Here is a 23,987-nt window from a genome sequence, read left to right as displayed (position 1 = left end):
ACTCCTTTAACATTTGTTATCTTAAGAGTATAAACCACTCTGTTATATTCTATTCTCTACTTTTTCTTTTGTTCCTTCTTCCAATTTATCCGATGTTAATGAACCCACTATTTCCCCTATAGATTTCATCTTTCTCCTTCAATAGAAAAAAGCCTCTTAACAGCAATTATACAAAAAACTGTTAAAAGACTTATTTCTATTTTTTCATGTAAGGAGCCAATACTTTTAAAATTTCTTCCTTATCCTTCTTTAACTCAAGAGATGTTAACATATCCATCGTTCGCGGCCTAGGTAATTCCACTTGGACCTCGCCAACTATTGATGCTGGTCTTTGAGATAAAATAAATACGCGATCAGAAAGTAAAATTGCCTCATCTAAGTCATGTGTAACCATAACAATTGTTTGCTTTTCTTGATGCCAAGAATTTAAAAGCCAACTGTGTACTTCCATTTTTGTAAATGCATCTAATTTTCCAAAAGGCTCATCCAGCAGCATAATTGGCTTTTCACATAAATACGTACGAAGGAAACTAATTCTTTGACGCATTCCACCTGATAACTCATCTGGATAATGATCTGCATATTCATCTAGCTCAAATTGCTTTAATGCTTCCATTCCTTCTGTCAGCCTTTGTTTTTTAGGCTTCCCTTCGATTTCCAATGGAAGAACGATATTTTGCAAAGCCGATCGCCACGGTAGTAATAAATCTTGTTGCGGCATATAACTAACAACATCTTGTTTTTTTACATACTCCTCGTTATAAAACACTTCTCCGCTCGTTGGCTCTTCAACACTCGCGATCATATTTAACAAAGTGCTTTTTCCACAACCACTTGGACCTACAAAAGAGACGAATTCTCCCTCTTGTATAGAAGCACTAATATTTGCTAATACATTCTTTCCATCGAAAGCTTTTACAATATCTTTTATTTGTAATCCACTCATTTTTCACTTGGAAGGAATTCATTTGTAAAGGCATCTTTTACATCGATTTTCTTTTTAATAACTTTGTTGTCATATAAGAAATTCATGTAATTTGTCCAAATCTCTTCCTTCTGTACTCCCCACGCTTTTGCATCATCTTGATACTTTGTACTTAACCACTTTTGGCTTTCTTGTACTAATTCTTTATTCACATCTGGAACAGCTTTAATTAAAATATCCGCAGCTTCTTTCGGTTCTTTAATTGCAAAATCATAACCTTCTGTCGTTGCCGTCATAAATTTTTTCACAAAATCTTTATCTTGCTTCGTATGTTTTTCACTTGTAATAATAACAGGACTATAGAAATCAAGCGCTGGATCTAAGTCTTTTACCATAATTGTATTTAACTCTTTGCCTTGACGCTTCGCTTCAATTCCATCCCATCCATAATAAATCCATTCAAAGTCTGCATCACGACCGATTGATTTAAAGAAATCTGTTTGTCCAAGAATAATTTTTTCAACTTTATTAAAATCAGCTTGATGTTTCTCCATAATCGTCTTTAACGTCGCTTCTTCTGCTGGTCCCCCCCAGCCGCCGTAACGTTTACCTTCAAAATCTTTCGGTGACGTCATATTATCTTTTTTTAGAGATGCAAAAGCAGAGGTATTATGCTGAATAATTGCACCAACAGAAACAACTGGGATTCCTTCAACACGAGCTAATGTTACATTTTCTTGTGCGCTTATCGCAAAGTCTGCTTTCCCAGAAGCAATCATCTGCTCTGCCGTTACATTATCACCAGGCTGGATAATTTCTACATCAAGCCCTTGCTTTTTGTAATAATCTTCCGTTTGCGCTACATATAAGCCAGTATGATTCGTATTTGGAAACCAATCTAAAACGACTTTTACTTTTTTATCTTTACTTGAACTTTCTTCTTTCTTCGCCGGATTACATCCGGCAACAGTTACTGCTAATAATGCAGCTAACATAATTTTTAAACCTTTTTTCATTTTCTGCCGCCCTTTCTGTATATCCATGGTGCTGTTATTCTTGCCATAAATTCAACAATAAAGTACAGACATAATGTCACCATGACGATAATCGCTGCAACACCAAATACTCGAGCCGTTAAAAAGGATTTTGTTGCTCTTGTAAGCATAACTCCTAATCCTTCGCTGGCACCAAGCCATTCCCCAATAATCGCCCCCATCACACTATATGTAACAGCAATTTTTAAACCTGAGAAAAAGTATGGGAGTACTGCTGGAAACTTTACTTTCTGGTAAACTTGCCATTTCGTTGCCTTCATTGTTTGTAACAGTTTCAGCATATTTTTATCTACCGTTTGGAAACCTTCTAAAATGCTAAGCGCAATTGGGAAGAAACAAACAAGAATAACAACCATTACTTTTGGCAACATTCCGTATCCAAACCAAATAATAAATAATGGTGCGAGCACAACGATTGGAATTGTTTGCGAAATAACGAGCAATGGATTCATTAAAATCCGAAATAAAGGGATGACATCCATAATGATAGCAATACTCGTCCCAAGTAAAATTGCAAAAAACAACCCAATTATTACTTCCTGTAACGTTTGCACTGTATTTGGTAATAGTAAATCTTTCATTCCAATTAACTCTTGCACAATTGCAGACGGCTTCGGTAAAATCCACGGCTCAATTTTAAATAATGAAACAGATCCTTCCCATATAGCAATGAGAAGGATAAGCCAAATTGTTGTGATTATTTTAGATCGCTTCTGGTTTTGCATATTCATCACGGTACTTCCAAACTTTTTCGTCAATCGTTACGCCTGTACTTGGGCGATAGTGAATTTTAATAGAAGTGATTACTTCTTCTGCTCCAGCATCGACGCAAGCTTGTTGCGCGCGTTTAATGACGTCAAGAAGTACATCTAATTCTCCTTCCAACGTTGTTTCCATTGCCCCTACTTCATAACGAACTCCCGACTGTTGTACAACTTCAATTGCTTTATCAACAACGGAATACACATCTTTGTTCTTCGCTTGTGGTACTACTGAAAATGAAATTGTAACTTGTTGTGACATAATAAAATCCCCCTTACAAAATATGGTTTCAAAAAAAGAAAAGGCTTTCCTACCATGTAGGAAAGCCTTGTATACAAGTTATTCTATAATAACTTATGCTACATCACTTTAAAGTAACTCCCTACGCTGGCATTATCCAGATCAGGTTGAGGGTCGATGTATACTTACATCCTCTCAGCCAATTGGCTCCCCGGTTCTTAATTCGTTTTCATTGTAGCATGATTTATTTTATTGAACAAACAAAAGCGTACATATCATTTCATTATTTTTGGAAAATATCCAACTTCTTCACCATGAGCTAATAATTGCTGAATAAATTCTTTATTAATCGCTGGCACTACCAGTTCTTTTTTCTTAATCCATTCATTCGTTCTACGAGTACCCATTACAATTTCGGATTGCTGTGCTCCATCTCCTGCAACTTGAGAAGCAATTAGCTCTGCTATTACTTCATCTTCCTTCGCTAATATAAGCCCCATATTTATATATTGCGAGAGTGGAACCATTTCAAGATTGTATCCACATTCCTCAATTAGCTTTATAAAATGTTCAAATTCAATTTGATATGGGTGACAGATGTGTAACGTCTCTCCTACAATTTTTTGATCTTGTAAATACGATACAATCGACTTACTGGCAAAGTCAATTGGTGTAAAATCAACCTTCCACTTCACATTTGGTGCCTTTCCAATTAGAAGCATCGTTTTAATAAGACGATAAAATGCATTTCCTTCAATGTTTTGTTGGAACGAACCCGTTTCTGAATGACATGCTAGGTTACCTGCACGATAAATATTCCCTTGTATGCCGCTCTTCAAAGCTTCACGAACAAGATTTTCCGCCTGTAATTTACTATCGGAATACACATTCTCTAACTCTACATTATAATTGAAATCACCTGTTTCCATATATGTATCCCATTGCTCTACCGCTAAATCTATTGGAATACCAATTGTAGAAATAAAGTGGAATGTAGCACCATTCTCAGCTAATGCTAGCATACGGCCCGTGCCTTGGACATTCACATTTTCAAATTGTTTTACATCTCCAAAATGTCTTACATCTGCACCACAATGAATTACCGTATCAATCTTAGAACTAATTAAAGTGAATTCCTCTTCGCTCATCCCAAGATACTCTTCTCCGAGATCACCAGGTACAGCCTGTATACGCTGTAACCACTCTTCACATATATCATTAAAGTAACTTGCTAATGTATCGATAATTCTTTGCTGCACATCTTTTGTCGGCCTTACTAAACAATAAATAGTAGCAGATGTATCTCTCAGTAATTCATATAATATGTGCGACCCCAAATAACCAGTAGCTCCTGTTAAAAAGACATTTGAAATGTGGATGTCTTCCAAAGCATTTGAATAAGTAATGGTATCCGGTTCATGAATCACCTTATATTCACGGAACACTTCTTCTGTCTCTACTTTTACTTCTCTCTCAATTCTAGCTAATCCATATATCGTTCTTTCTTTAAAGAAATCCTGAATTGTTAAGTGTGAAAAATCTTCTTTTAACAATGTTAAGACTCGTAATACCTTCAATGAATGTCCACCAATTGTAAAGAAATCATCATGCACTCCAATTTTTGAAACCCCTAATACCTCCGCCCAAGCGTTCGCTATCTGTTTTTCTGCTTTAGTAGAAGGCGCAACATATTCTTGTAGACGGATCGGCTCGTACTTTTCTTCTAACTGGGCTAACTTCTTAACATCAATCTTTTTATTTGGTGTAAGTGGTAGTTCATTAATATAAATTAGTTTAGATGGCACCATATAATCCGGTAACTGCTCTTGTAGCTGATAAACTAATTCTGGTATTTCCTTTTTGTTTAAAGTTGTATAGAATGCAATTAAATATTGGCTACCTTCCTTACTCTTCTTAGCAAAAACAGCATTTTCTTTTATATTATGATCTTGAGAAATTTTACTTTGAATTTCTCCTAATTCAATACGATGTCCTCTAATCTTTACTTGATCATCTTTCCGATGTAAAAACTCTATATTTCCATCTTCTAATAGTTTAACAATATCACCTGTTTTATATATATTGACTATAGGATTAAGAGGGTTTGGAATAAAAGCTTCAACTGTTTTTTCAGGCTTATTAAAATACCCCTTTGCTAATCCTACTGAATCTATATACAATTCACCAGGTACACCAATTGGACAAAGATTCATATTTTCATCCAAAATTATAACTTTATAATTAGCACATGGCTTACCAATTGGAATACTCGCAACATCCTCATTCAACTGACTAGGTATTTGATAAGTTGTCGTCACTACAGTACATTCTGTTGGTCCGTATACATTATGAATTTCAACATTTGTACCTATTCTTTCTCTCCATAATTTAATAACCTCTACAGGCAACATTTCACCGCCAATAGCAATTCTTTTTAAGGAAGCTAGCTTATATACATCTTCTTCTGCTAAATAAGTTGCTACTTGTCGAACAAAAATCGTCGCCAACGCCAAGATCGAAGTTGCTTTCACTTTATAGATTGCATTTGCAAATGCCTCTACAGACAAGCGCTCCTCCTCTAATAATACATACAAGTTTCCTCCGCAGAATAAAGAAGCAAATGACTCCCATACAGAAGCATCAAAGCTAAAGGAAGGAAATTGTGCAAATACATCCTCTTCTGTCAATTCATATTGCCTTTGCATCCAAGTATATAGATTAACAACACCTCTATGTGCTAACATCGTTCCCTTTGGATTCCCTGTTGAACCAGATGTATAAATCATATATGCTACATCATCACAATGAGTAGAAAGCTTTACATCCGTATCATCACAAGTTTCACTATCATAAATTGAGACAGTTCGAACCCCATCACATGTTATAGGCGTTTCTTTCATTAAAATAACTTTCGCTTGGCTATCTTGAATAATGTATTGAATTCTATTTTCCGGATAATCTGGATCAATCGGAACATACGCCCCGCCAGCTTTCAATATAGCTACCATACTTACCACTGTGTCTATACTACGTTTCATAAATATTCCAACATAGTCGCCTAATTGCACACCTTTTTCAATTAACATATGAGCTATTTGATTACTTTTTTTATTTAGCTCCTCATAAGTTAAAGTACCTTCTTTTGAAGATAAAGCTATACGATTCGGAAATTGAGTAACCGTTTTATAGAACATATCAATGATACTTTTTTCAGGATATACTGCTGTCGTGTCATTCACTTGATTATAGAGTGCCATCTCGGCCTCTGTAATAATATTAAAATGATTTATATACTTACTTGTATTTTGTAATGCATCAATTAAAACACCATTTATTTGTTGTGCATAACGAATAATTGTTTTCTCTTTCCAATTAACACTATTAAATATCATTTCTACACTTTGCATATTTTTATTCAATACAAATTGCAACGTATTTTTGTCTTGTAAATCATAATACATTTCACCAATAATAATAGGTGACATTTCAGATGGATTATTACTGTTTTGAAACTTTTCTATTTCTTCCTCATTCATTTCTTGGATTTGTTCTACTTGCTCTACAATCTGCAAATTCAAACTTTCATAGGAGAGATAATTAGAAACTTCAATAGTAATAGGAAATAAACTTCCTCTTGTATGATAGAGCACGATAATGTGCTTTTCTTTAGAAATATGATATAACCACGTTGCAGTTGCTCCTATTAAATCTACAATATGAGTCAGTTTTGTAAATGGTATAGTTTTTCTTTTTATTCCAAACTCTATCTCTTGAATATCTTTAGGTATTTTAATATTCCCTTCTATTTCCCTTAAAAATTCTTTCACCATCTCATTATAAGAAATCGCTAATTTCATATTTATGTAAATTCCTCTCCTAAATATAATAAAGGTGTGAAAATCCACACCTTTTTTTATCCCGTATTAACGGGCAGATTGGTTCAACTCATAATCAGAGGGCTGGATAAACCAACCCTTGATTAGAATTTCACTTTCTCCTTATTCGCTTTTAAACTCACCAATTAGCTCTTGTAATTCCTGAGAAAGCCAACTTAAAGAAGTCGCTAATTCTGCAATATCTTGTACTGATATTTCTTGCTCCTTCATACTCTCTTCAACATTACTACTGCTATTCGCATAAGTGTTTGCAATATGTGATAATTCATTTACGACTTGAAGGATATTCTGGCTATTTTGTAAAATATCACTTGAGTTACTAGAAACAGCCCTAACTTGATTTGTAACAGACTGTGCTGACTTTGAAATTTTCTCGAAGAACGCACCACTACTTTGAACAAGAGTAATTCCAGATTCTACTTCTTTTGAACCTTTCTGCATTGAAATTACAGCCTCTTCTGTTTCAGCTTGCGTCTCACTAATTAATTTTGCTATATCTTTCGCTGACGTTTCAGTTTGTTCTGCTAATTTGCGTACTTCATCAGCAACAACTGCAAACCCTCTTCCAGCTGCTCCAGCACGTGAAGCTTCAATAGAAGCATTTAAAGCTAGTAAATTTGTTTGATTTGAAATACCTGTAATTACAGTTACAATATCACTAATTTCTTTTGACCTTATTTCCAACGAATAAATGATGGAAGATAAATCTTTTACTGCATTTTGGATTAAACTCATTTGATTAATAATTTGTCCAATCACTTCATTACCTTCAATTGAATGTTGCTCCATACCTTCTGAGGCAACTGCAACTTGTTTGGCAGCCCCAGTTATCTCTTCTACCTTATTTTCCATTCCATGCACAATTCCTAGGCATTGTTGTACTGAAGTTTCTTGAGACTGTGCCCCTACTCTTAAACCTTCAATAGAACTTGCAATCTCTTGAACTGCCATACTGTTTTCCTCTGTACTTGCCGACAATTCTTGTGAAGAAGAAGAAACTTGCTCAGCAGTCTGTCTTACTTTATCTATAATCCCTTTAAATTTATCAATCGTATTATTGAAATATATATTAATAATTCCAATATCATCTGGTCTTTCTTTTAATTTAATACTTAAATCACCTTCACCAATCTTACGTAATCCCTCTCGTAAATCTTTTAATGGAGCTAACGAGTGACGTACGATAAAGAATTGAGTAATAGTTGCAATTGCTAATGAAATAATAATAAAGAGTATACCCTGTATCACAAAATTCTTCTTTGTACTAGGAACGATAGAAGCATCTAAGTCAGCCGCAACAATTGCAACAATATTGTTTTCTCCATCTGTAATTGGCTCTAATATTGTCACCCACGAACCTAATTCATCTTCATATACTTCTGTCATCTGAGCCTTTTTCGTATCCATCACTTTATCGTATGCATTCATCCAATGAGCGGGTTGTTCATAATAATCTCCCGGCTTTACAGGGACTGCATTTGTTAACTCTGTAGTCAAACCAACGAGTTGTAACTCTCGCTTTTCATTCGCTTTTGCTCCTGTAACATACGTTTGTCCAACACTTTTCAATTCTTTTGACACTTCATCTAATTGCCCTGTTAACTTTTCTTTTTTCACTCTTTCGGCTGTAGGATCTTTCGTCATGTCTCTAACTAATTCTACATCCAGTTTTTTTAGCACTATCTCTCCCGTTTCAATAGACTGTCTTTCAAATAAAGACATCATACTATTTTGAAACATGTTGAAGCTTAATGCACCCATACTTCCAACAAGCGTCAAAATAACTAAGACAGTTAATAAGACGTTCTTTTGAAGAAATGATAACTTATGCCAATACTTTTTCATTAATATTCACCTTCCTTAATTATCAAAATTAAAAACAAAAAAACAAAATATACGAATATTTTGTTTGAAAATGATTCTCAATATGTTCGAGAATAAAAAAAGACCAATGTAAAAGCATTGGCCAAGACCAACCCTATCCGTCCGGTAACTGGCTAGCATAGCCTTTCGACCTTAGCTCCTGTAGTTTTGCGTCCTCATGTTTCCATAAGTTTGCCTTTCTCGCTGAACGAGTTGAACGATATGGGAGTTCTATGAGAATTACAATATTCTCTTTCAAAGATTACAACATAAAAATTAAAATGTCCACCCATTTGTACATATAAATATAAAGTTTTAACGGATTATTTTTTCGAAATAATTTAACAAAGTACGTGAATGTTACATTTCTTGTGTTATATAATAAAAAATGTATATAAAATAAGGATTATCACGGATATTTATTTAATTTTCATTCAAATTAAATTATTCGAATATATCTTAACTTACGAATTTCGGAGGTAGTTTATCATGTTTTGGCTACAATTTCTTACGTTACTACTCTGCATTTTTATTGGCGCACGCCTAGGCGGAGTTGGTCTAGGAGTAATGGGTGGCGTTGGTATGGCAATACTTGTTTTCGTCTTCCACTTACAACCTACAGCCCCTCCTATTGATGTAATGCTTATGATTTTATCAGTAATTACAGCTGCCGGTGCTTTGCAAGCTGCTGGAGGAATGGATTACCTTGTCTACCTTGCTGAGAAAGCATTACGAAAAAATCCAAAGCGTATTACATTTTTTGCTCCTATTGTTACTTATTTATTCACGCTATGCGCGGGAACTGGTCATGTCGCTTATTCTGTACTTCCCGTTATCGCCGAAGTATCTCGCGAATCAGGAATTAGACCTGAACGACCAATGTCAATTGCCGTTATCGCTTCCCAGCAGGCAATTACAGCTAGTCCAATATCGGCTGCAACAGTTGCACTTTTAGCAATGTTAGCCGACTATAAAATCACCTTGTTAGATATTTTAAAAGTCAGTATCCCTTCTACTTTTATTGCTTGTATGGTAGCTGCATTCGTTGCTAGTAAAATGGGAAAAGAATTAAATGAAGACCCTGAATACTTGAAGCGATTAAAAGAGGGAATGATCCCTAAACTTGAAGAGAAAAAAGAATTTGCGGGTGTAAAAGGCGCTAAATTATCAGTTATCCTTTTCCTAGTAGGAACTTTCCTTGTCGTACTTCTTGGTTCATTTGAAGCCCTTCGTCCGGGATGGATGGTTGACGGGAAGTTAGCTCGTCTTTCCATGCCAAACACAATTGAAATGGTCATGTTAACCATTGCTGCTCTTATTATTATTTTCTGTAAACCAAATGTGGAAAGCATTGTAACTGGTAACGTCTTTAAAGCAGGCGCAACAGCAGTTGTTGCTATTTTTGGTATCGCTTGGATGGGAGATACTTTCTTCAACGGAAACTTAAATATAATTCAAGGATCAATTCAACACTTAGTGACAAGTGCACCATGGCTATTTGCTATTGCACTATTCATTCTATCTATTTTACTGTATAGCCAAGCAGCAACAGTTCGTGCTTTAGTGCCACTCGGACTATCACTTGGTATTCCGCCGGCATTACTTATTGCGATGTTCCCTGCAGTAAATGGATATTTCTTCATTCCAAACTACGGGACAATCGTTGCTGCAATTAACTTTGACCGTACTGGTACAACAGGAATTGGTAAATATGTTTTAAATCATAGCTTTATGATTCCGGGCCTGATCGCAACCTTTACTTCTATCGGAATTGGAATGCTCTTAATTTCAATTATGTTTTAAATAAAAGCACAAACCTACGATACATAAGGGTTTGTGCTTTTTTAATCAAACGTTTGTTTAATTTTTTCAATCAATAACTTCTACAACATACCCTTTCTTTTTTAAACCACTCAATATTTCTTCAATATGATTTCTATCTTTCGTTTCTAATGACAAGTGCAATTGCGCATATCCTGGAAATACCTTTGTACCAATCCGTTCTAAATGTATATTTAATACATTCGCTTCAAAACTTGTTACAATCTCAAGTAAATGTTGCAAATAGCCTGGCTTATCTTTAATCATTGTCGCAATGTGAATGAAGCGTCCTGCTTCAACCATTCCATGCTCAATAATACGCGAAATAAAGTTTACATCGACATTTCCACCACTTAGTACGGATACGACCTTTTTTTCTCTTATTGGGATTTTGTGATAAAGCAAAGAAGCTAATGAGCTCGCACCAGACCCTTCAACCAACAATTTATTCCGTTCAAGAAGCATTAACATCGTTCGTGCGATTTCCATTTCATCTACACAAAACACATCATCCACATAGCGTTGTACAAGTTCAAAAGTTAAATCACCTGGCCTTTTAACCGCGATTCCATCCGCCATAGTTGGCGCAGAATCTACTGTTATTACTTTCTTTTCCTCAAGTGATTGTTTCATTCCTGGGCAAGCAAGTGTCTGCACACCGTATATTTTTACTGATGGCTTTTGTTCTTTAATTGCCATCGCAACCCCTGCAATTAATCCCCCACCTCCAATAGGACAAATAACAGCCTCTACATCTTCCAGCTGTTGTAATATTTCCAGACCGACTGTACCTTGACCAGCAATTACTGCTTCATCATCAAATGGATGTACAAATTTCGCTCCTGTCTTCTCTTTTAAATCTAGTGCATAAGCTAATGCATCATCAAATACATCACCTTGCAATTCTACACGCGCGCCATACCTTTTTGTCGCAAGCACCTTACTTAACGGAGCACCTTTTGGCATCACAATCGTACAAGGAATACTAAGCATATTACTAGAATAAGCGACTCCTTGCGCATGATTTCCAGCAGATGCCGCAACAACACCATTTTCTAAATCACCTTTCTCAAGAGAAACCATTTTATTATAAGAACCACGTACTTTAAAAGAGCCTGTCTTTTGTAAATTCTCCAGCTTTAAATACACTTCATTCTGTGATAATTCACTAAATGTACTTGAATAATCTAATGGTGTCATATGTACAATGCCCTTCATTTTTTCATACGCAGCTATAATATCCTGAAATACAATCATGCTTTCGCCTCCGAAACAATCTATGTTTATACATACTAGTTTAGGCGGCATATTTTGTTTTATACGACAAAAGACCACGCAGTATTTTCATACTACATGGTCTTTTATCTACAAGCTCTTATTTACTTCCTCAGCTAATTTCTTCGTACCTTCATACGCAGATTCCGCTAAGCTAATCGCTGAAATAACTGAAACACCATCCGCACCCGCTTCTATAACAGAAGCTGTATTTTCAATTGTAATCCCACCAATCCCAACGATCGGTATTGCAATCTCTTGTTCCCTAAAATACTTTAGACCTTTCGTTCCTTGAACCGCTTTTGTATCTTTTTTCGTACTCGTCGGGAAAATTGGACCAACTCCTAAATAATCGGCTCCATTTTCAATCGCCCAGCGTGCTTCTTCAATTGTATGTGTAGATACTCCAATAATTTTATCTCCCATTTTTTTACGAACAGATGTAATTCCTTCATCATCTTGTCCAACATGCACGCCATCTGCATCTAACTCGAGGGCTAGTTCCACATCATCATTTACGATGAATGGTACACCGTACTCCTTGCAAAGCGCTTGTAGTTCTTTCGCAAAATCAATACGTTTCTCTCCCGTTAAAGCCCCTTCTCCCTTTTCACGAAGTTGAAAAATTGTTATACCACCTTCTAGTGCATCTCTCAATACTTGTAGTGGCTCCTTCGTACAATTGTTACTTCCCATAATAAAATATACTGGTAATAACCTAGACATTTCATCCATTGTAATGCGCGACATCTAGTTCCTCTCCCTACTGTATAACCTCAATCTTTCCATACTTCTCAATATCATCTGAAGTTGTATTCGCTAACTGATTTAAAAATTCAATTTGAAAGCTTCCTGGTCCACTCTCTACTGTTTTCGAAGCCGCTATTTCTGCTGCTACTCCATAGAATGTTAATGCGGCTACCGCTGCCTTTACATAATCCTTTTTTACTGCTACAAATGCTCCTATTACAGAAGTTAGTAAACAACCAGTTCCAGTAACTTTCGTTAAAATAGGGTGACCATTTCGAATAAGAATCGTTCGTTCTCCATCTGTAACAACATCTTCTTTTCCAGTAATCACCGCTACTGTATCTAATTCATCCGCTGCCTGCCTTGCAATACTTACGACATTGCCATTTCCAGCACCGGCGTCTACCCCTTTAATTTCCCATCTCTCATTAATAACGTTCGCTATTTCAGCTGCATTTCCGCGGATAACAGCTAAATCGATTTCAGCTGGAATATATCTCGCAACTTCTGTTCGATAAGAAGTTGCTCCTGCCCCAACTGGATCAAATAATACTGGTACATCATTCTTATTTGCTGATTTACCAGCAAGTAACATCGCTTCTACCTCTTCAGGACGAAGTGTACCCATATTTAAAACAAGGGCTCCCGCAATGCTAGCCATTTCAGCTACTTCTTCTTTTGCATACGCCATTACAGGTGATGCTCCTAATGCTAACAAACCGTTTGCTGTAAAATTTGTTACAACAACATTTGTAATATTATGCACGAGTGGATTAGACCCTCTCACCAATTCCACTATTTTACTAATTTCTTGTACATTCATTCTATTCATCTCCTAACTTTAATGATGGGAGATACACAAAAAGGCACTTTGCGCGTACGCAAAGTGCCTGAACATGTGCTTTTACACTCTCCCTACGCTGGCATTATCCAACAGGTTCAAATGGTCAATGACGGATTAGTCATACTCTCAGTTTGCATCCACAAACTCCCATGTGTTTATTATTCATCTACTTCAAAGTCTACTCTTATTCTAGTAAAATAACAAGTTCTTTACTTTTATAAAATGATAGAGATCCTAACTCTCCTGGTTCAACCATTCTTCGCCTTTATATAAGTAAAACTCTCACACGTATATTTCATCACAAATAACTCAAACCGTCAGCAAGACTGAATAGAACAAAGATGTATGCTATATTTAACGTATGGAAATTTGAAAGGATGTTTTTAAATATGGCAAAAAGTATTGTAATTGCTGAAAAACCTTCTGTTGCACGTGATATCGCACGTGTACTGAAATGTGATAAAAAAGGGAACGGCTATCTTGAAGGTAGTAAATATATTGTTACTTGGGCTTTAGGTCATCTCGTTACATTAGCTGATCCAGAAAGCTATGATGTGAAATATAAACAGTGGAATTTAGAAGATTTACCAATGCTACCGGAGCGTTTAAAACTAACCGTTATTAAACAAACAGGGAAACAGTTTAACGCTGTAAAAAGTCAGCTTCTTAGAAAAGATGTAAATGAAATCATTATAGCTACTGACGCCGGTCGTGAGGGAGAGTTGGTCGCACGCTGGATTATCGATAAAGTTAAAATGCAGAAACCGATTAAACGTCTATGGATTTCATCTGTTACCGATAAAGCAATTAAAGATGGCTTCTCAAATTTAAAACCAGGAAAAGCATATGACAATCTATACGCTTCAGCTGTCGCACGTTCAGAGGCTGACTGGTATATCGGGCTTAATGCGACTCGAGCATTAACTACTCGCTTTAATGCCCAACTAAATTGTGGTCGTGTTCAAACACCTACTGTAGCCATGATTGCAAGTCGTGAAGATGAAATCAAACATTTCAAAGCTCAAACTTACTATGGTATCGAAGCTCAAACAGCTGAGAGATTAAAGCTAACTTGGCAAGATACAAAAGGAAATAGCCGTAGCTTTAATAAAGAAAAAACTGATGCAATCGTGAACAAAATTAGTAAGCAAAATGCTACTGTTGTAGACATTGATAAAAAACAAAAGAAATCGTTCGCTCCTGGTCTTTACGATTTAACTGAGCTACAACGTGATGCGAATAAAATATTTGGTTACTCTGCGAAAGAAACATTAAACATTATGCAAAAATTATATGAACAGCATAAAGTTTTAACGTACCCTCGTACAGATTCACGCTATATTTCATCTGATATTGTCGGAACACTTCCAGAGCGTCTGAAGGCTTGCGGAGTTGGAGAATACCGTCCTTTAGCACATAAAGTATTGCAGAAACCTGTAAAATCTAATAAATCATTTGTTGATGATAGTAAAGTAAGTGATCATCACGCAATTATTCCAACAGAGAGCTATGTAAACTTCTCAGCTTTCACAGATAAAGAACGTAAAATTTATGACTTAGTTGTAAAACGTTTCTTAGCTGTTTTATTCCCGGCCTTTGAATATGAGCAACTAACATTGTGCACGAAAATTGGTGACGAAACGTTCATCGCACGCGGAAAAACGATTTTACATGCTGGTTGGAAAGAGGTTTATGAAAATCGATTTGAAGATGATGATGCAAGCGATGATGTAAAAGAACAAATCTTACCTCGCATCGAAAAAGGCGATACATTAAACATAAAACTAATTGTCCAAACATCTGGTCAAACGAAAGCACCTGCACGTTTTAATGAAGCAACATTACTTTCAGCGATGGAAAACCCAACAAAATACATGGATACGCAAAACAAACAACTTGCTGACACGTTAAAGTCAACTGGTGGATTAGGTACTGTAGCTACACGAGCTGATATTATCGACAAGTTATTCAATTCGTTCTTGCTTGAAAAACGTGGTAAAGATATTCACATTACTTCAAAAGGCCGTCAGTTACTTGATTTAGTGCCAGAAGAACTGAAATCTCCTACACTAACTGGTGAATGGGAGCAAAAGTTAGAAGCTATCGCTAAAGGAAAATTAAAGAAAGAAGTATTCATTTCAGAAATGAAGAACTATACGAAAGAAATTGTTGCTGAAATTAAATCGAGTGATAAGAAATATAAACACGACAACATTTCAACGAAGTCTTGTCCAGACTGTGGTAAACCAATGTTAGAAGTAAACGGTAAAAAAGGTAAAATGCTTGTATGCCAAGATCGCGAATGTGGTCACCGTAAAAATGTATCCCGCACTACAAATGCACGCTGTCCTCAGTGTAAAAAGAAACTAGAACTTCGTGGTGAAGGAGCAGGCCAAATTTTCGCATGTAAATGTGGCTATCGTGAGAAACTTTCTACATTCCAAGAGAGACGTAAAAAAGAATCCGGCAGCAAAGCTGATAAACGCGACGTTCAAAAATATATGAAACAGCAGAACAAAGAAGAAGAACCATTAAACAATCCATTCGCAGAAGCATTAAAGAAATTAAAATTTGATTAAACAAAAAGGTTCCTACCACTATCGGTAGGAACCTTTTATTTTTAATGAATAATTTTACTTCCTTTTGCGTTCTCAACAAACTTTTCACTTGATTTGTTAATTGGTGTTTTCAGTAATAATGCAGCCACAACCATGATTACTACGAAAGCACTTAACACAAGTAAATCTCTAGTTACTATATCCCAAAGCATTCCACCTACTGTTTCACGAATTGCACTAATAGCATATGTGAATGGCAAGAACGGATAAATCGCTTGGAAGAATGGTGGTGTCATTTGAATTGGGAACGTACCGCCCGATCCTGCTACTTGTAGTACAAGTAAAATAATCGCCATCGATTTCCCAACGTTTCCGAAAATAGAAACGAGTGAGTACACGATACAAACAAATACTCCCCCAATAAATAAACTAAATAACACAAACCAGAACTTATCGACTACGTACGTACCGAGTAAGAATATATCTCCCATTGATACGATAAACGCTTGTGAAAGACCTATCGTTAAGAATGTTAATAAACGTCCGAAGTAAACTTCATGGCTCTTATAATTCGCGCCCTCTTCGTGTACTTCTACCGTTAATAATGAAACCATTAATAATGCGCCTACCCATAATGCAAGCACTGTATAGAATGGTGACATTGCTGAACCGTAGTTCGGCATTGCAAATAATTTATTCTCTTTTAAATTTACTGGATTTGCAAAGTAGTCACTTTGCTTTTCAACATCATTCTTTAATAAGCGTATGATGTCTTTTATATCCTCTTCAGATTCAAAATCACGAATTTTATCTGCTAATTCTTTAATCTTTTTCTCAGTAGCTGGCATTTCAGCTTTAATATCTGCAATTTTCTTTTGACCATCTACTAAGCCTTTTGATGAATCTTCAAGTAATTTTTTCACATCTGGAAGCTTCTTATCTGCCTCGCCTAAAATTTGAGATGTATTTTTAGACATCTCTTTTGTACGAGCAATTGCTGCGTTAAAGTTTGGAACGATTTCTGAATCATATTTAGCTAAAATGTCACCAATTTGGCCCGAAACATTTTTAGACACTTGATTAATACTTTCAATAACATCTGCTGCTGGTTTTTGACCTTTATTAATAGCGTCAATTCCTTTATCAGTTAAATCGATTCCTTTTTGCAAACCATCTTTTACTTTATTTAACTTAGCAATTGTGCCATTAAGATTTTTATCACTATTCACATCGCCCAAAACTTTATTTGTACTTTCCATAACCGGAATCATATCATTAACTAAATTCCATCCTGCTTTGAACTGTCCATTTAAATCATTTAAGGCTACTTTTGTAGAATCTAATCCATTAACACCTTTGTTACTTAAGTCTTCTCTTGCTTTTTCAAGCTCCGTTTTTAATCTGCTGTAATCATTTACAGCCTTATCATATTTTTCTCTACCATTGTCTAATGCTTCATTTGTTTGGTTTACTAAATCATTTGCTGCTTTTATATCTTGATTTAAATTCCCTCTTAACTGCTGAGCATCTTCTTTTACATTTTCAGCTTTGTTTTTCAATTGCTCAGCTGTGCTTACTGCTTTTTCGAAATCTGCTACAAACGTAGCATTATAATCTGCTTCTGCTTGATTTACCAAGTTATTTATTGCATCTAATTTTTTATTAGTAGCGTCTCTTACATCTTGTTTCACTTCTTGCCCTGTACCAATAATATTGGCAATATCTTTAACGCCACCATTTGCATTTTCAATAGCTGATTTAAGGTTTGTTAATTTTTCTATTCTCTTTTGGAAGAATTCTTTTCCAAAATCAGTTGATGCAGACTCTTTAAATTTAGTAAAGACATCAATTAAATATGAAACACTATCTGCTCGACCTTGCAGCGTCTCAGAAACCTTATTAAGATCTTGTTTCGCTTTTTCCGGATCCAAATTACCATTTTGCAACCCGTTTATAACACCTTGTGCATAAGTTGTTCCGACACGTATCGAACTAAAAACATTATTTACAGTTTGATCAATATTTTTAGCAATATTTTTATACCCCTCACCATTCACTTGCGGTAACGCTGGAATTTCTGGTATTTGTGGTACTTGCGGAATAGTTATATTAGGCAACACTGGGAATTTAGCCGGATCTGGAAGTGTCAGATTAGAATCAAATGATGGATTTTTTAAGAAATCCGTAATTGCTGCCGCACTATCTAAACCTTGTTGCATTACAATTAAATTATTCTTAATTGTTCCAGGTGCACGCTTCAATGTTTCATCATTTCTCGCAAAGAATTTATCTAAATTCCCTAACGCCTCTTGCCCATCATTCATAACACTTTCTACAACTGGCAACTCTTTTTGTGCTACTTTCACAACATCTTCTGCCCGAGTCGCATCATCTAATGCCTTATCCACAAGTGTATTCATTTCTGGGAACTGTGCTTCTAACTTAAATACAAGATCTTTTACTTTTTCGATGCTTGGTAAGTTTGTTTCTAAATCGATTCCAAGGTCATTGAAGATTTTAAAAATCTCACCGTTTGCTGTTTTAACAAAGTTTTTACTAACCTCTTCTGTAAGACCCGATGCACCTTTAGCTGTAATTTTCGGTGCAATCGCATTTACTTTTTCATTTACATAGTAATCAAGTTCTGGTTTCTGTGGATTTTCATTCAAGACCGTTGCAATCTTTTCAGAAAAATCTTTTGGAATAGTAATACTTGCGGAATAATCTCCACGCTCTACTCCATAAATTGCTTGCTTTTCATCAACAAACTTCCACCCGAAATTTTTGTCCTTCTTAAGTGAATCTACAATTTCTTCCCCGATGTTAATATCTTTCCCTCTTAAATTTGATCCAACATCTTGGTTAGAAACTGCAATTTGGATTCCTTTCGTATTTCCGTAAGGATCCCAAGAAGCTTTAATGTTAAACCATGCATATAACGATGGTAAAATCATTAACCCTAAAACAATAACAATTGCAGCCCAATGTTTGGCTACATTCCGTAAATCTGTCTTATAAATACGCCAAATTTGTTTCATAAAAGTTATCACCTAATTATATATTTTTCCTTCTTTAGAAAATGATACATACATTTTGTAATTATATCACTTTCTACATCGTGGATTAAACGAAAACATACTATTTTTCCCATTAAATATTTCACTTACTTCATTATATAACGAAGTAAAAAAAGTATGCATACAAAATGACCAAATTAGTTTTACATTCAATAATAACAAATATATAGGAAATGTCATAAAAAATACAAGTATTTTCTCTTGGGAATACTTGTATTTATCAAAAAAACCTCACAGCTTTTCATTATCTGTGAGGATTTCTTCTATTATATATCTAATTGTACTTCTACACCGAAATGGTCAGAAATTACATTTCGATTTGTTCCATTAAAAATGACTTTTGAAGAATTAACTGTTTTACTTTGATTGCTTAATATTAGGTCGATTCGTAAGTTTTGTTTATTTTCATCCCAACCAGCAATCTCGCCTTGGACAGTTGTTCCTTCATCCTTCTTTATCGCTAGTTCATATGTGTCATATAAACCTTTTTGCATCATATACTCATAGCCCTCTCCTTCCAAACGAGCATTGTTATTAAAATCACCCATTAAGAAGGAAAGTTCATTGCTATTTACACGCTCCATTAAACGATCAACTTGGTCTTTGAATGATTCTTCTTCATCATTCCACCAACCGAGATGGCAAGAATAAAACGTTATATTCTTATCATTATAAGCAATTGTTGCACTTACAATTTTGCGTGTTTTCCAATACGTTATATCCTTATTTTCTGAGACAAAGAACGTATCTTCCTTTACAATGTTGTGCTTTGTTATAATTGCTAATCCTTCTTCGTACACATCATATCCAATATGAGAGAAATCCCAAATAATATTGTATTCTTTTACATTTAATGCTCTTAACTCTTCTAGCAGTAAAAGTCCAAAATTATCTTTTTTCTTGTTACCGCATACATTTCCAGCTTGTATAGACTGACTTACTTCTTGCAATGCGATCACATCATAATCTTCTTCTTGAATTGCTTTAGCAAGATACTTTATTTTTTCAATTTGATTCTCTTCTTGCCAAGAGTGACAATTTAAAGTTAGCAATTTCATATTATTACGCACCTAACATATCTTGAATATCTGACTTTAATACGTCAGCTTTCGGGCCATATACTGCTTGTACACCTTTATCTTTTACAATAAGTCCTAAAGCACCATTTTGTTTCCATTGTACTTCTGGTGCAACGGCATCTAAATCTTTTACTGTTACACGTAAACGTGTCATACAAGCATCTACGTCAGCAATATTATCTTTTCCGCCCAATAAATCAATAACTTTTGTTGCTAATGAACCATCTTGTACATTTCCTGTTCCTTCTGTTGACTCATCTTCATTATCAATATAGTTACCTGCACGCCCTGGCGTTGGTAAATTGAATTTTTTAATTAAGAAGTTGAATAACGTAAAGTTAAGGCCGAAGAACACTAATGAAACAATGACAAAGTTGATTAAATCTCTCGTTAAACCTGCATTGATCATCATTGGTGTACGTGTAATTAACTCAATAAATCCAAATGCATGAACACGTAAATTAATTAAATCCGCTAATGCGAATGCAAGTCCTGTTGTAATTGCATACACAACATATAATACTGGTGCAATAAACATGAACATGAATTCAATTGGTTCTGTTACACCTGTTAAGAATACTGCTAATGCAGCTGATAAGAACATTGGTTTATATTTTGCACGTTTTTCTTTATCAACATTACGGAACATCGCAAACGCAATCCCCATTAACGCTGCCGTTGAGCCGATAACTTGTCCAGCTTTGAAACGAGCTGGTACAACGTTATTTAATAAATCGTTATATGCTTTCGTATCTCCATTTGCTAATAAGTTATTTAAATCTGTAATCCATGCAAGCCATAACGGATCTTGTCCCGCTACAATTTGTCCAACCTTTGAGCCTGTTAACATCGTATATGTTCCGCCTAGCTCTGTGTAGTTCATCGGAATCGTTAACATATGATGTAATCCAAATGGTAATAATAAACGTTCTAACGTTCCATATACAAACGGTGCAATAACTGGTGCACTATCTTTAGATGCTGCAATCCAGCGACCAAATTCATTTAATCCACTTTGGATAAATGGCCATACAAGTGATAATACAATCGCAGTGACTGTAGACCAAACAATTACAACGAATGGTACGAATCGTTTTCCATTAAAGAATGCTAATGCCTGTGGCAGTTTATTATAATTGTAGTATTTGTTATATAAAGTAGCTCCTAAGAAACCTGTGATAATCCCTACGAAAACTCCCATGTTTAATGCTGGTGCACCAAGTACAGAAGTAAAGTAATCTTTTACAAGTAAATCTCCTGCTAAAAATGAAGAAACTGTCGCTTTTGAATCCGTTAACATTTGAGCGTTTACACCAAATATAGCTCCTGTAATTCTGTTTGTTAAGACGAATGCTAATAGTGCTGCAAATGCACCACCTGCTCGATCCTTCGCCCAAGATCCCCCAATTGCTACTGCGAATAAGATGTGTAGATTTGTAATAATTGCCCAACCGATGTCTTCCATTACTCGAGCAATGGTATGAACTGCGTTAACATCCCCAGCAGACATCCCAATTAACTTACCGATGGAAATCATTAAACCAGCTGCTGGCATTACAGCTACAACAACTAGTAACGCTTTCCCGAACTTTTGCCAAAAATCAAAAGACGTAATTTTCATCTGTTTTTCCTCCCCTTTATTTATAACAACATAATGATTTAAATTATAATTTCTGTTTCTCTTATGAAAACGATTCCTTATGTTTCTTTTTCTCCTTTACGCAACCGTTTTCATAAATCTATTTTAATAAAAGCGTTTTCACATTGCAATAGAAATTTATTTTTTTTCATAAAAAAAGATGCTCAAGGAGCATCCTTTTTCATTATGAAATGCGATAAACCCTTGTTTCATAAGGTTTCAACGTGATTGTAATTATTTGTTCATGTTCCGCAACTTCATAGTTATTTAAAAGCAAACGTTTGCGTTCTAATGCGAATAAACTCTCATTATACACAGCTTCCTCTTTTGAGATATTACTAATTACAATGACTTTTTCATCCTGTAGCGTACGTGTATATGCATAAATTTGTGGATCGTCTTCTAAAAGTAAATCGTACGTACCGTAGTTCAGTACATCGTGCTCTTTTTTCAAGGCAATCATTTTCTTATAGAAATTGAAAATAGACTTTTCTTCATTTTTTTGCTTTTCAACATTAATTTCTTTGTAATTTGGATTCATGCTAAACCAAGGTGTACTTGTTGTGAAGCCAGCATTCATTTCATCATTCCACTGCATAGGTGTACGTGAATTATCGCGGCAAGAAGCCCATATAATTTCCATCATATCTTGATGTGATACGCCCTCTGCAATTTTCTCACGATATAAATTTTTAATTGCTACATCATCGTAATCTTCAATATTCGGGAACTGAACATTTGTCATACCAATTTCTTGTCCTTGATAAATAAACGGTGTGCCGTGCATAAAGAAATACATCGCTCCTAAAGCCGTTGCACTTTCACGCCAATATTCTTTATCATTTCCCCAAGTAGACACAATACGTGGCTTATCATGATTTTCAATATATAAAGCATTCCATCCCTTATTTTCTAAACCTTTTTGCCACTTTGTTAATACTTTTTTCAACTCAACAACATCAAGATCTTTCTTCTTTTCTGCATCCCATAAGCTTAAATGCTCAAATTGGAATACCATATTGAATTTACCATTCTCTTCTCCAACCCAAAGATCAGCATCTTCAACTTTCACACCATTTGCTTCTCCAACAGTCATAATATCGTATTTAGCAAATGTGTTTTCTTTTAATTCTTCTAGTAATGGCTGAATACCATTTACATTCATATGTTTGTCAAAAGAAGGCACATACTTTAACCCTTTTGGGTTTGGCATATCCTTCAGACCATCTTCTTTTTTTATATGACTAATCGCATCGACGCGGAAACCATCAATACCTTTATCAAGCCACCAATTAACAGTATCATATAAAACTTCACGAACTTCTTTATTCTCCCAGTTCAAATCTGGTTGTTTACGCGAGAATAAATGTAAATAATATTGCTCTGTCACTTCATCATATTCCCATGCAGAACCATTAAAGATACTTTCCCAATTGTTTGGTTCCGCGCCGTCTTTACCATCCTGCCAAATATACCAATCACGCTTCGGATTGTCTTTAGAAGAACTTGATTCAATAAACCATGGATGTTCATCACTTGTATGATTAATAACTAAATCAATAATAAGCTTCATGTCACGCTTATGAACTTCATCTAGTAGCATATCAAAATCTTCCATCGTACCAAATTCATCCATAATATCTTGATAGTCACTAATATCATAACCATTATCGTCATTAGGTGATTTATACATTGGACAAATCCAAATTACATCTATACCTAAATCTTTTAAATAATCCAGCTTTGCAATAATCCCCTGTAAATCTCCAATACCATCACCATTTGAATCCATAAAGCTACGTGGATAAATTTGATAAGCGACAGCTTCTTTCCACCATGTCTTATTCATACTAATTCTCTCCTTTTGCATCCCATCGGATTTTTTATGCAAACGTTTTCGTAACACTATCATAACAAAATATGAATAGTTTGCAACTGTTTTCATTGAACTCTATGTAGTTTCCTTATTCTTATGCCTTATTTATTTCTCACAAAGATAAAGTGAAACTTTAATCGTTAAGGAGGTGTCCATTCCCCGCTGATTATTAGCCCTTACCAATCGAGATTTTACGAGCAGCCCTATCTTCTTTTTTTCAGCCGGATTGTCTTACCGCTCGCAAATAACGGGATAAATCTAACCCTTCTCTTCTTCTCGTCCATGCGTGTTAAATACACTCTTCATATACTAATACAAGCTCATATT

At 35.3% G+C, this 23,987-nt stretch carries 15 protein-coding genes and 3 riboswitches; of the genes, 2 read left to right on the top strand and 13 right to left on the bottom strand.

Going from position 1 to position 23,987, the window contains the following annotated elements:
• Positions 1-196 precede the first annotated feature (196 nt).
• From QCI77_RS02255 to QCI77_RS02230, 6 genes are all read right to left on the bottom strand, one after another.
• On the bottom strand, positions 197-946 hold the full coding sequence (locus QCI77_RS02255; RefSeq protein ID WP_113770357.1) for an ABC transporter ATP-binding protein: 750 nt from the start codon (positions 944-946) through the stop codon (positions 197-199).
• Positions 943-1,941, bottom strand: a complete 999-nt coding sequence (locus QCI77_RS02250) for an ABC transporter substrate-binding protein (protein ID WP_353824460.1) — start codon at positions 1,939-1,941, stop codon at positions 943-945. The genes QCI77_RS02255 and QCI77_RS02250 overlap by 4 nt, the downstream gene beginning before the upstream one ends.
• On the bottom strand, positions 1,938-2,711 hold the full coding sequence (locus QCI77_RS02245; protein WP_002091231.1) for an ABC transporter permease: 774 nt from the start codon (positions 2,709-2,711) through the stop codon (positions 1,938-1,940). Before QCI77_RS02245 ends, QCI77_RS02250 begins: the two co-directional genes overlap by 4 nt.
• Entirely contained in the window at positions 2,683-3,003 is a 321-nt protein-coding gene (locus tag QCI77_RS02240; protein WP_000082898.1) for an MTH1187 family thiamine-binding protein, read from the bottom strand. Before QCI77_RS02240 ends, QCI77_RS02245 begins: the two co-directional genes overlap by 29 nt.
• A 101-nt stretch (positions 3,004-3,104) precedes the next feature.
• Positions 3,105-3,206, bottom strand: a riboswitch (TPP riboswitch).
• Positions 3,207-3,257: 51 nt separating this feature from the next.
• Positions 3,258-6,839 carry a non-ribosomal peptide synthetase family protein gene (locus QCI77_RS02235; RefSeq protein WP_353824459.1) on the bottom strand — a complete coding sequence of 1,194 codons (3,582 nt, stop codon included), beginning with the start codon at positions 6,837-6,839 and terminating at the stop codon, positions 3,258-3,260.
• A gap of 141 nt (positions 6,840-6,980) precedes the next feature.
• Positions 6,981-8,723 carry a methyl-accepting chemotaxis protein gene (locus tag QCI77_RS02230; RefSeq protein ID WP_353824458.1) on the bottom strand — a complete coding sequence of 581 codons (1,743 nt, stop codon included), beginning with the start codon at positions 8,721-8,723 and terminating at the stop codon, positions 6,981-6,983.
• A 140-nt stretch (positions 8,724-8,863) separates the two neighbouring features.
• Positions 8,864-8,948: riboswitch (cyclic di-GMP riboswitch) on the bottom strand.
• Positions 8,949-9,230: 282 nt separating this feature from the next.
• Here QCI77_RS02230 and QCI77_RS02225 point away from each other — a divergent pair.
• Positions 9,231-10,544: an anaerobic C4-dicarboxylate transporter family protein gene (locus tag QCI77_RS02225; RefSeq protein WP_016097007.1), complete on the top strand. Its 1,314-nt coding sequence runs from the start codon at positions 9,231-9,233 to the stop codon at positions 10,542-10,544.
• 66 nt (positions 10,545-10,610) lie between these two features.
• Here the strand turns inward: QCI77_RS02225 and ilvA are convergent, their stop codons facing one another.
• From ilvA to thiM, 3 genes are all read right to left on the bottom strand, one after another.
• Entirely contained in the window at positions 10,611-11,819 is a 1,209-nt protein-coding gene (ilvA, locus tag QCI77_RS02220) for a threonine ammonia-lyase (protein ID WP_113735337.1), read from the bottom strand.
• Positions 11,820-11,927: 108 nt separating this feature from the next.
• Positions 11,928-12,587, bottom strand: coding sequence for a thiamine phosphate synthase (gene thiE, locus QCI77_RS02215; RefSeq protein WP_113770349.1), 660 nt, complete (start codon positions 12,585-12,587; stop codon positions 11,928-11,930).
• 13 nt (positions 12,588-12,600) lie between these two features.
• Positions 12,601-13,410, bottom strand: a complete 810-nt coding sequence (gene thiM / locus QCI77_RS02210) for a hydroxyethylthiazole kinase (protein WP_113770348.1) — start codon at positions 13,408-13,410, stop codon at positions 12,601-12,603.
• Between the two features lie 72 nt (positions 13,411-13,482).
• A riboswitch (TPP riboswitch) is annotated at positions 13,483-13,592 on the bottom strand.
• A gap of 228 nt (positions 13,593-13,820) precedes the next feature.
• Here thiM and topB point away from each other — a divergent pair.
• Positions 13,821-16,010, top strand: coding sequence for a DNA topoisomerase III (gene topB / locus QCI77_RS02205; protein ID WP_113770347.1), 2,190 nt, complete (start codon positions 13,821-13,823; stop codon positions 16,008-16,010).
• 41 nt (positions 16,011-16,051) lie between these two features.
• On the opposite strand, the gene QCI77_RS02200 is transcribed toward topB, so the two are convergent.
• From QCI77_RS02200 to QCI77_RS02185, 4 genes are all read right to left on the bottom strand, one after another.
• Complete coding sequence (locus QCI77_RS02200; protein WP_113770346.1) at positions 16,052-19,027, bottom strand: YhgE/Pip domain-containing protein; 2,976 nt, start codon at positions 19,025-19,027, stop codon at positions 16,052-16,054.
• Between the two features lie 305 nt (positions 19,028-19,332).
• A complete protein-coding gene (locus tag QCI77_RS02195; protein WP_353824457.1) occupies positions 19,333-20,124 on the bottom strand; it encodes an endonuclease/exonuclease/phosphatase family protein in 792 nt (263 codons plus the stop codon).
• Between the two features lie 4 nt (positions 20,125-20,128).
• Positions 20,129-21,766, bottom strand: a complete 1,638-nt coding sequence (locus tag QCI77_RS02190) for a PTS transporter subunit IIBC (RefSeq protein WP_044444308.1) — start codon at positions 21,764-21,766, stop codon at positions 20,129-20,131.
• A gap of 202 nt (positions 21,767-21,968) precedes the next feature.
• Positions 21,969-23,633, bottom strand: coding sequence for a glycoside hydrolase family 13 protein (locus QCI77_RS02185; protein ID WP_002140237.1), 1,665 nt, complete (start codon positions 23,631-23,633; stop codon positions 21,969-21,971).
• Positions 23,634-23,987: the final 354 nt, after the last annotated feature.

It is taken from the genome of Bacillus cereus group sp. MG9, assembly GCF_040459995.1.
Lineage (GTDB): Bacteria > Bacillota > Bacilli > Bacillales > Bacillaceae_G > Bacillus_A > Bacillus_A mycoides.
The sequence above is the reverse complement of the archived record's forward strand: the minus strand, read 5'-3'. Positions and strand labels throughout refer to the sequence as shown.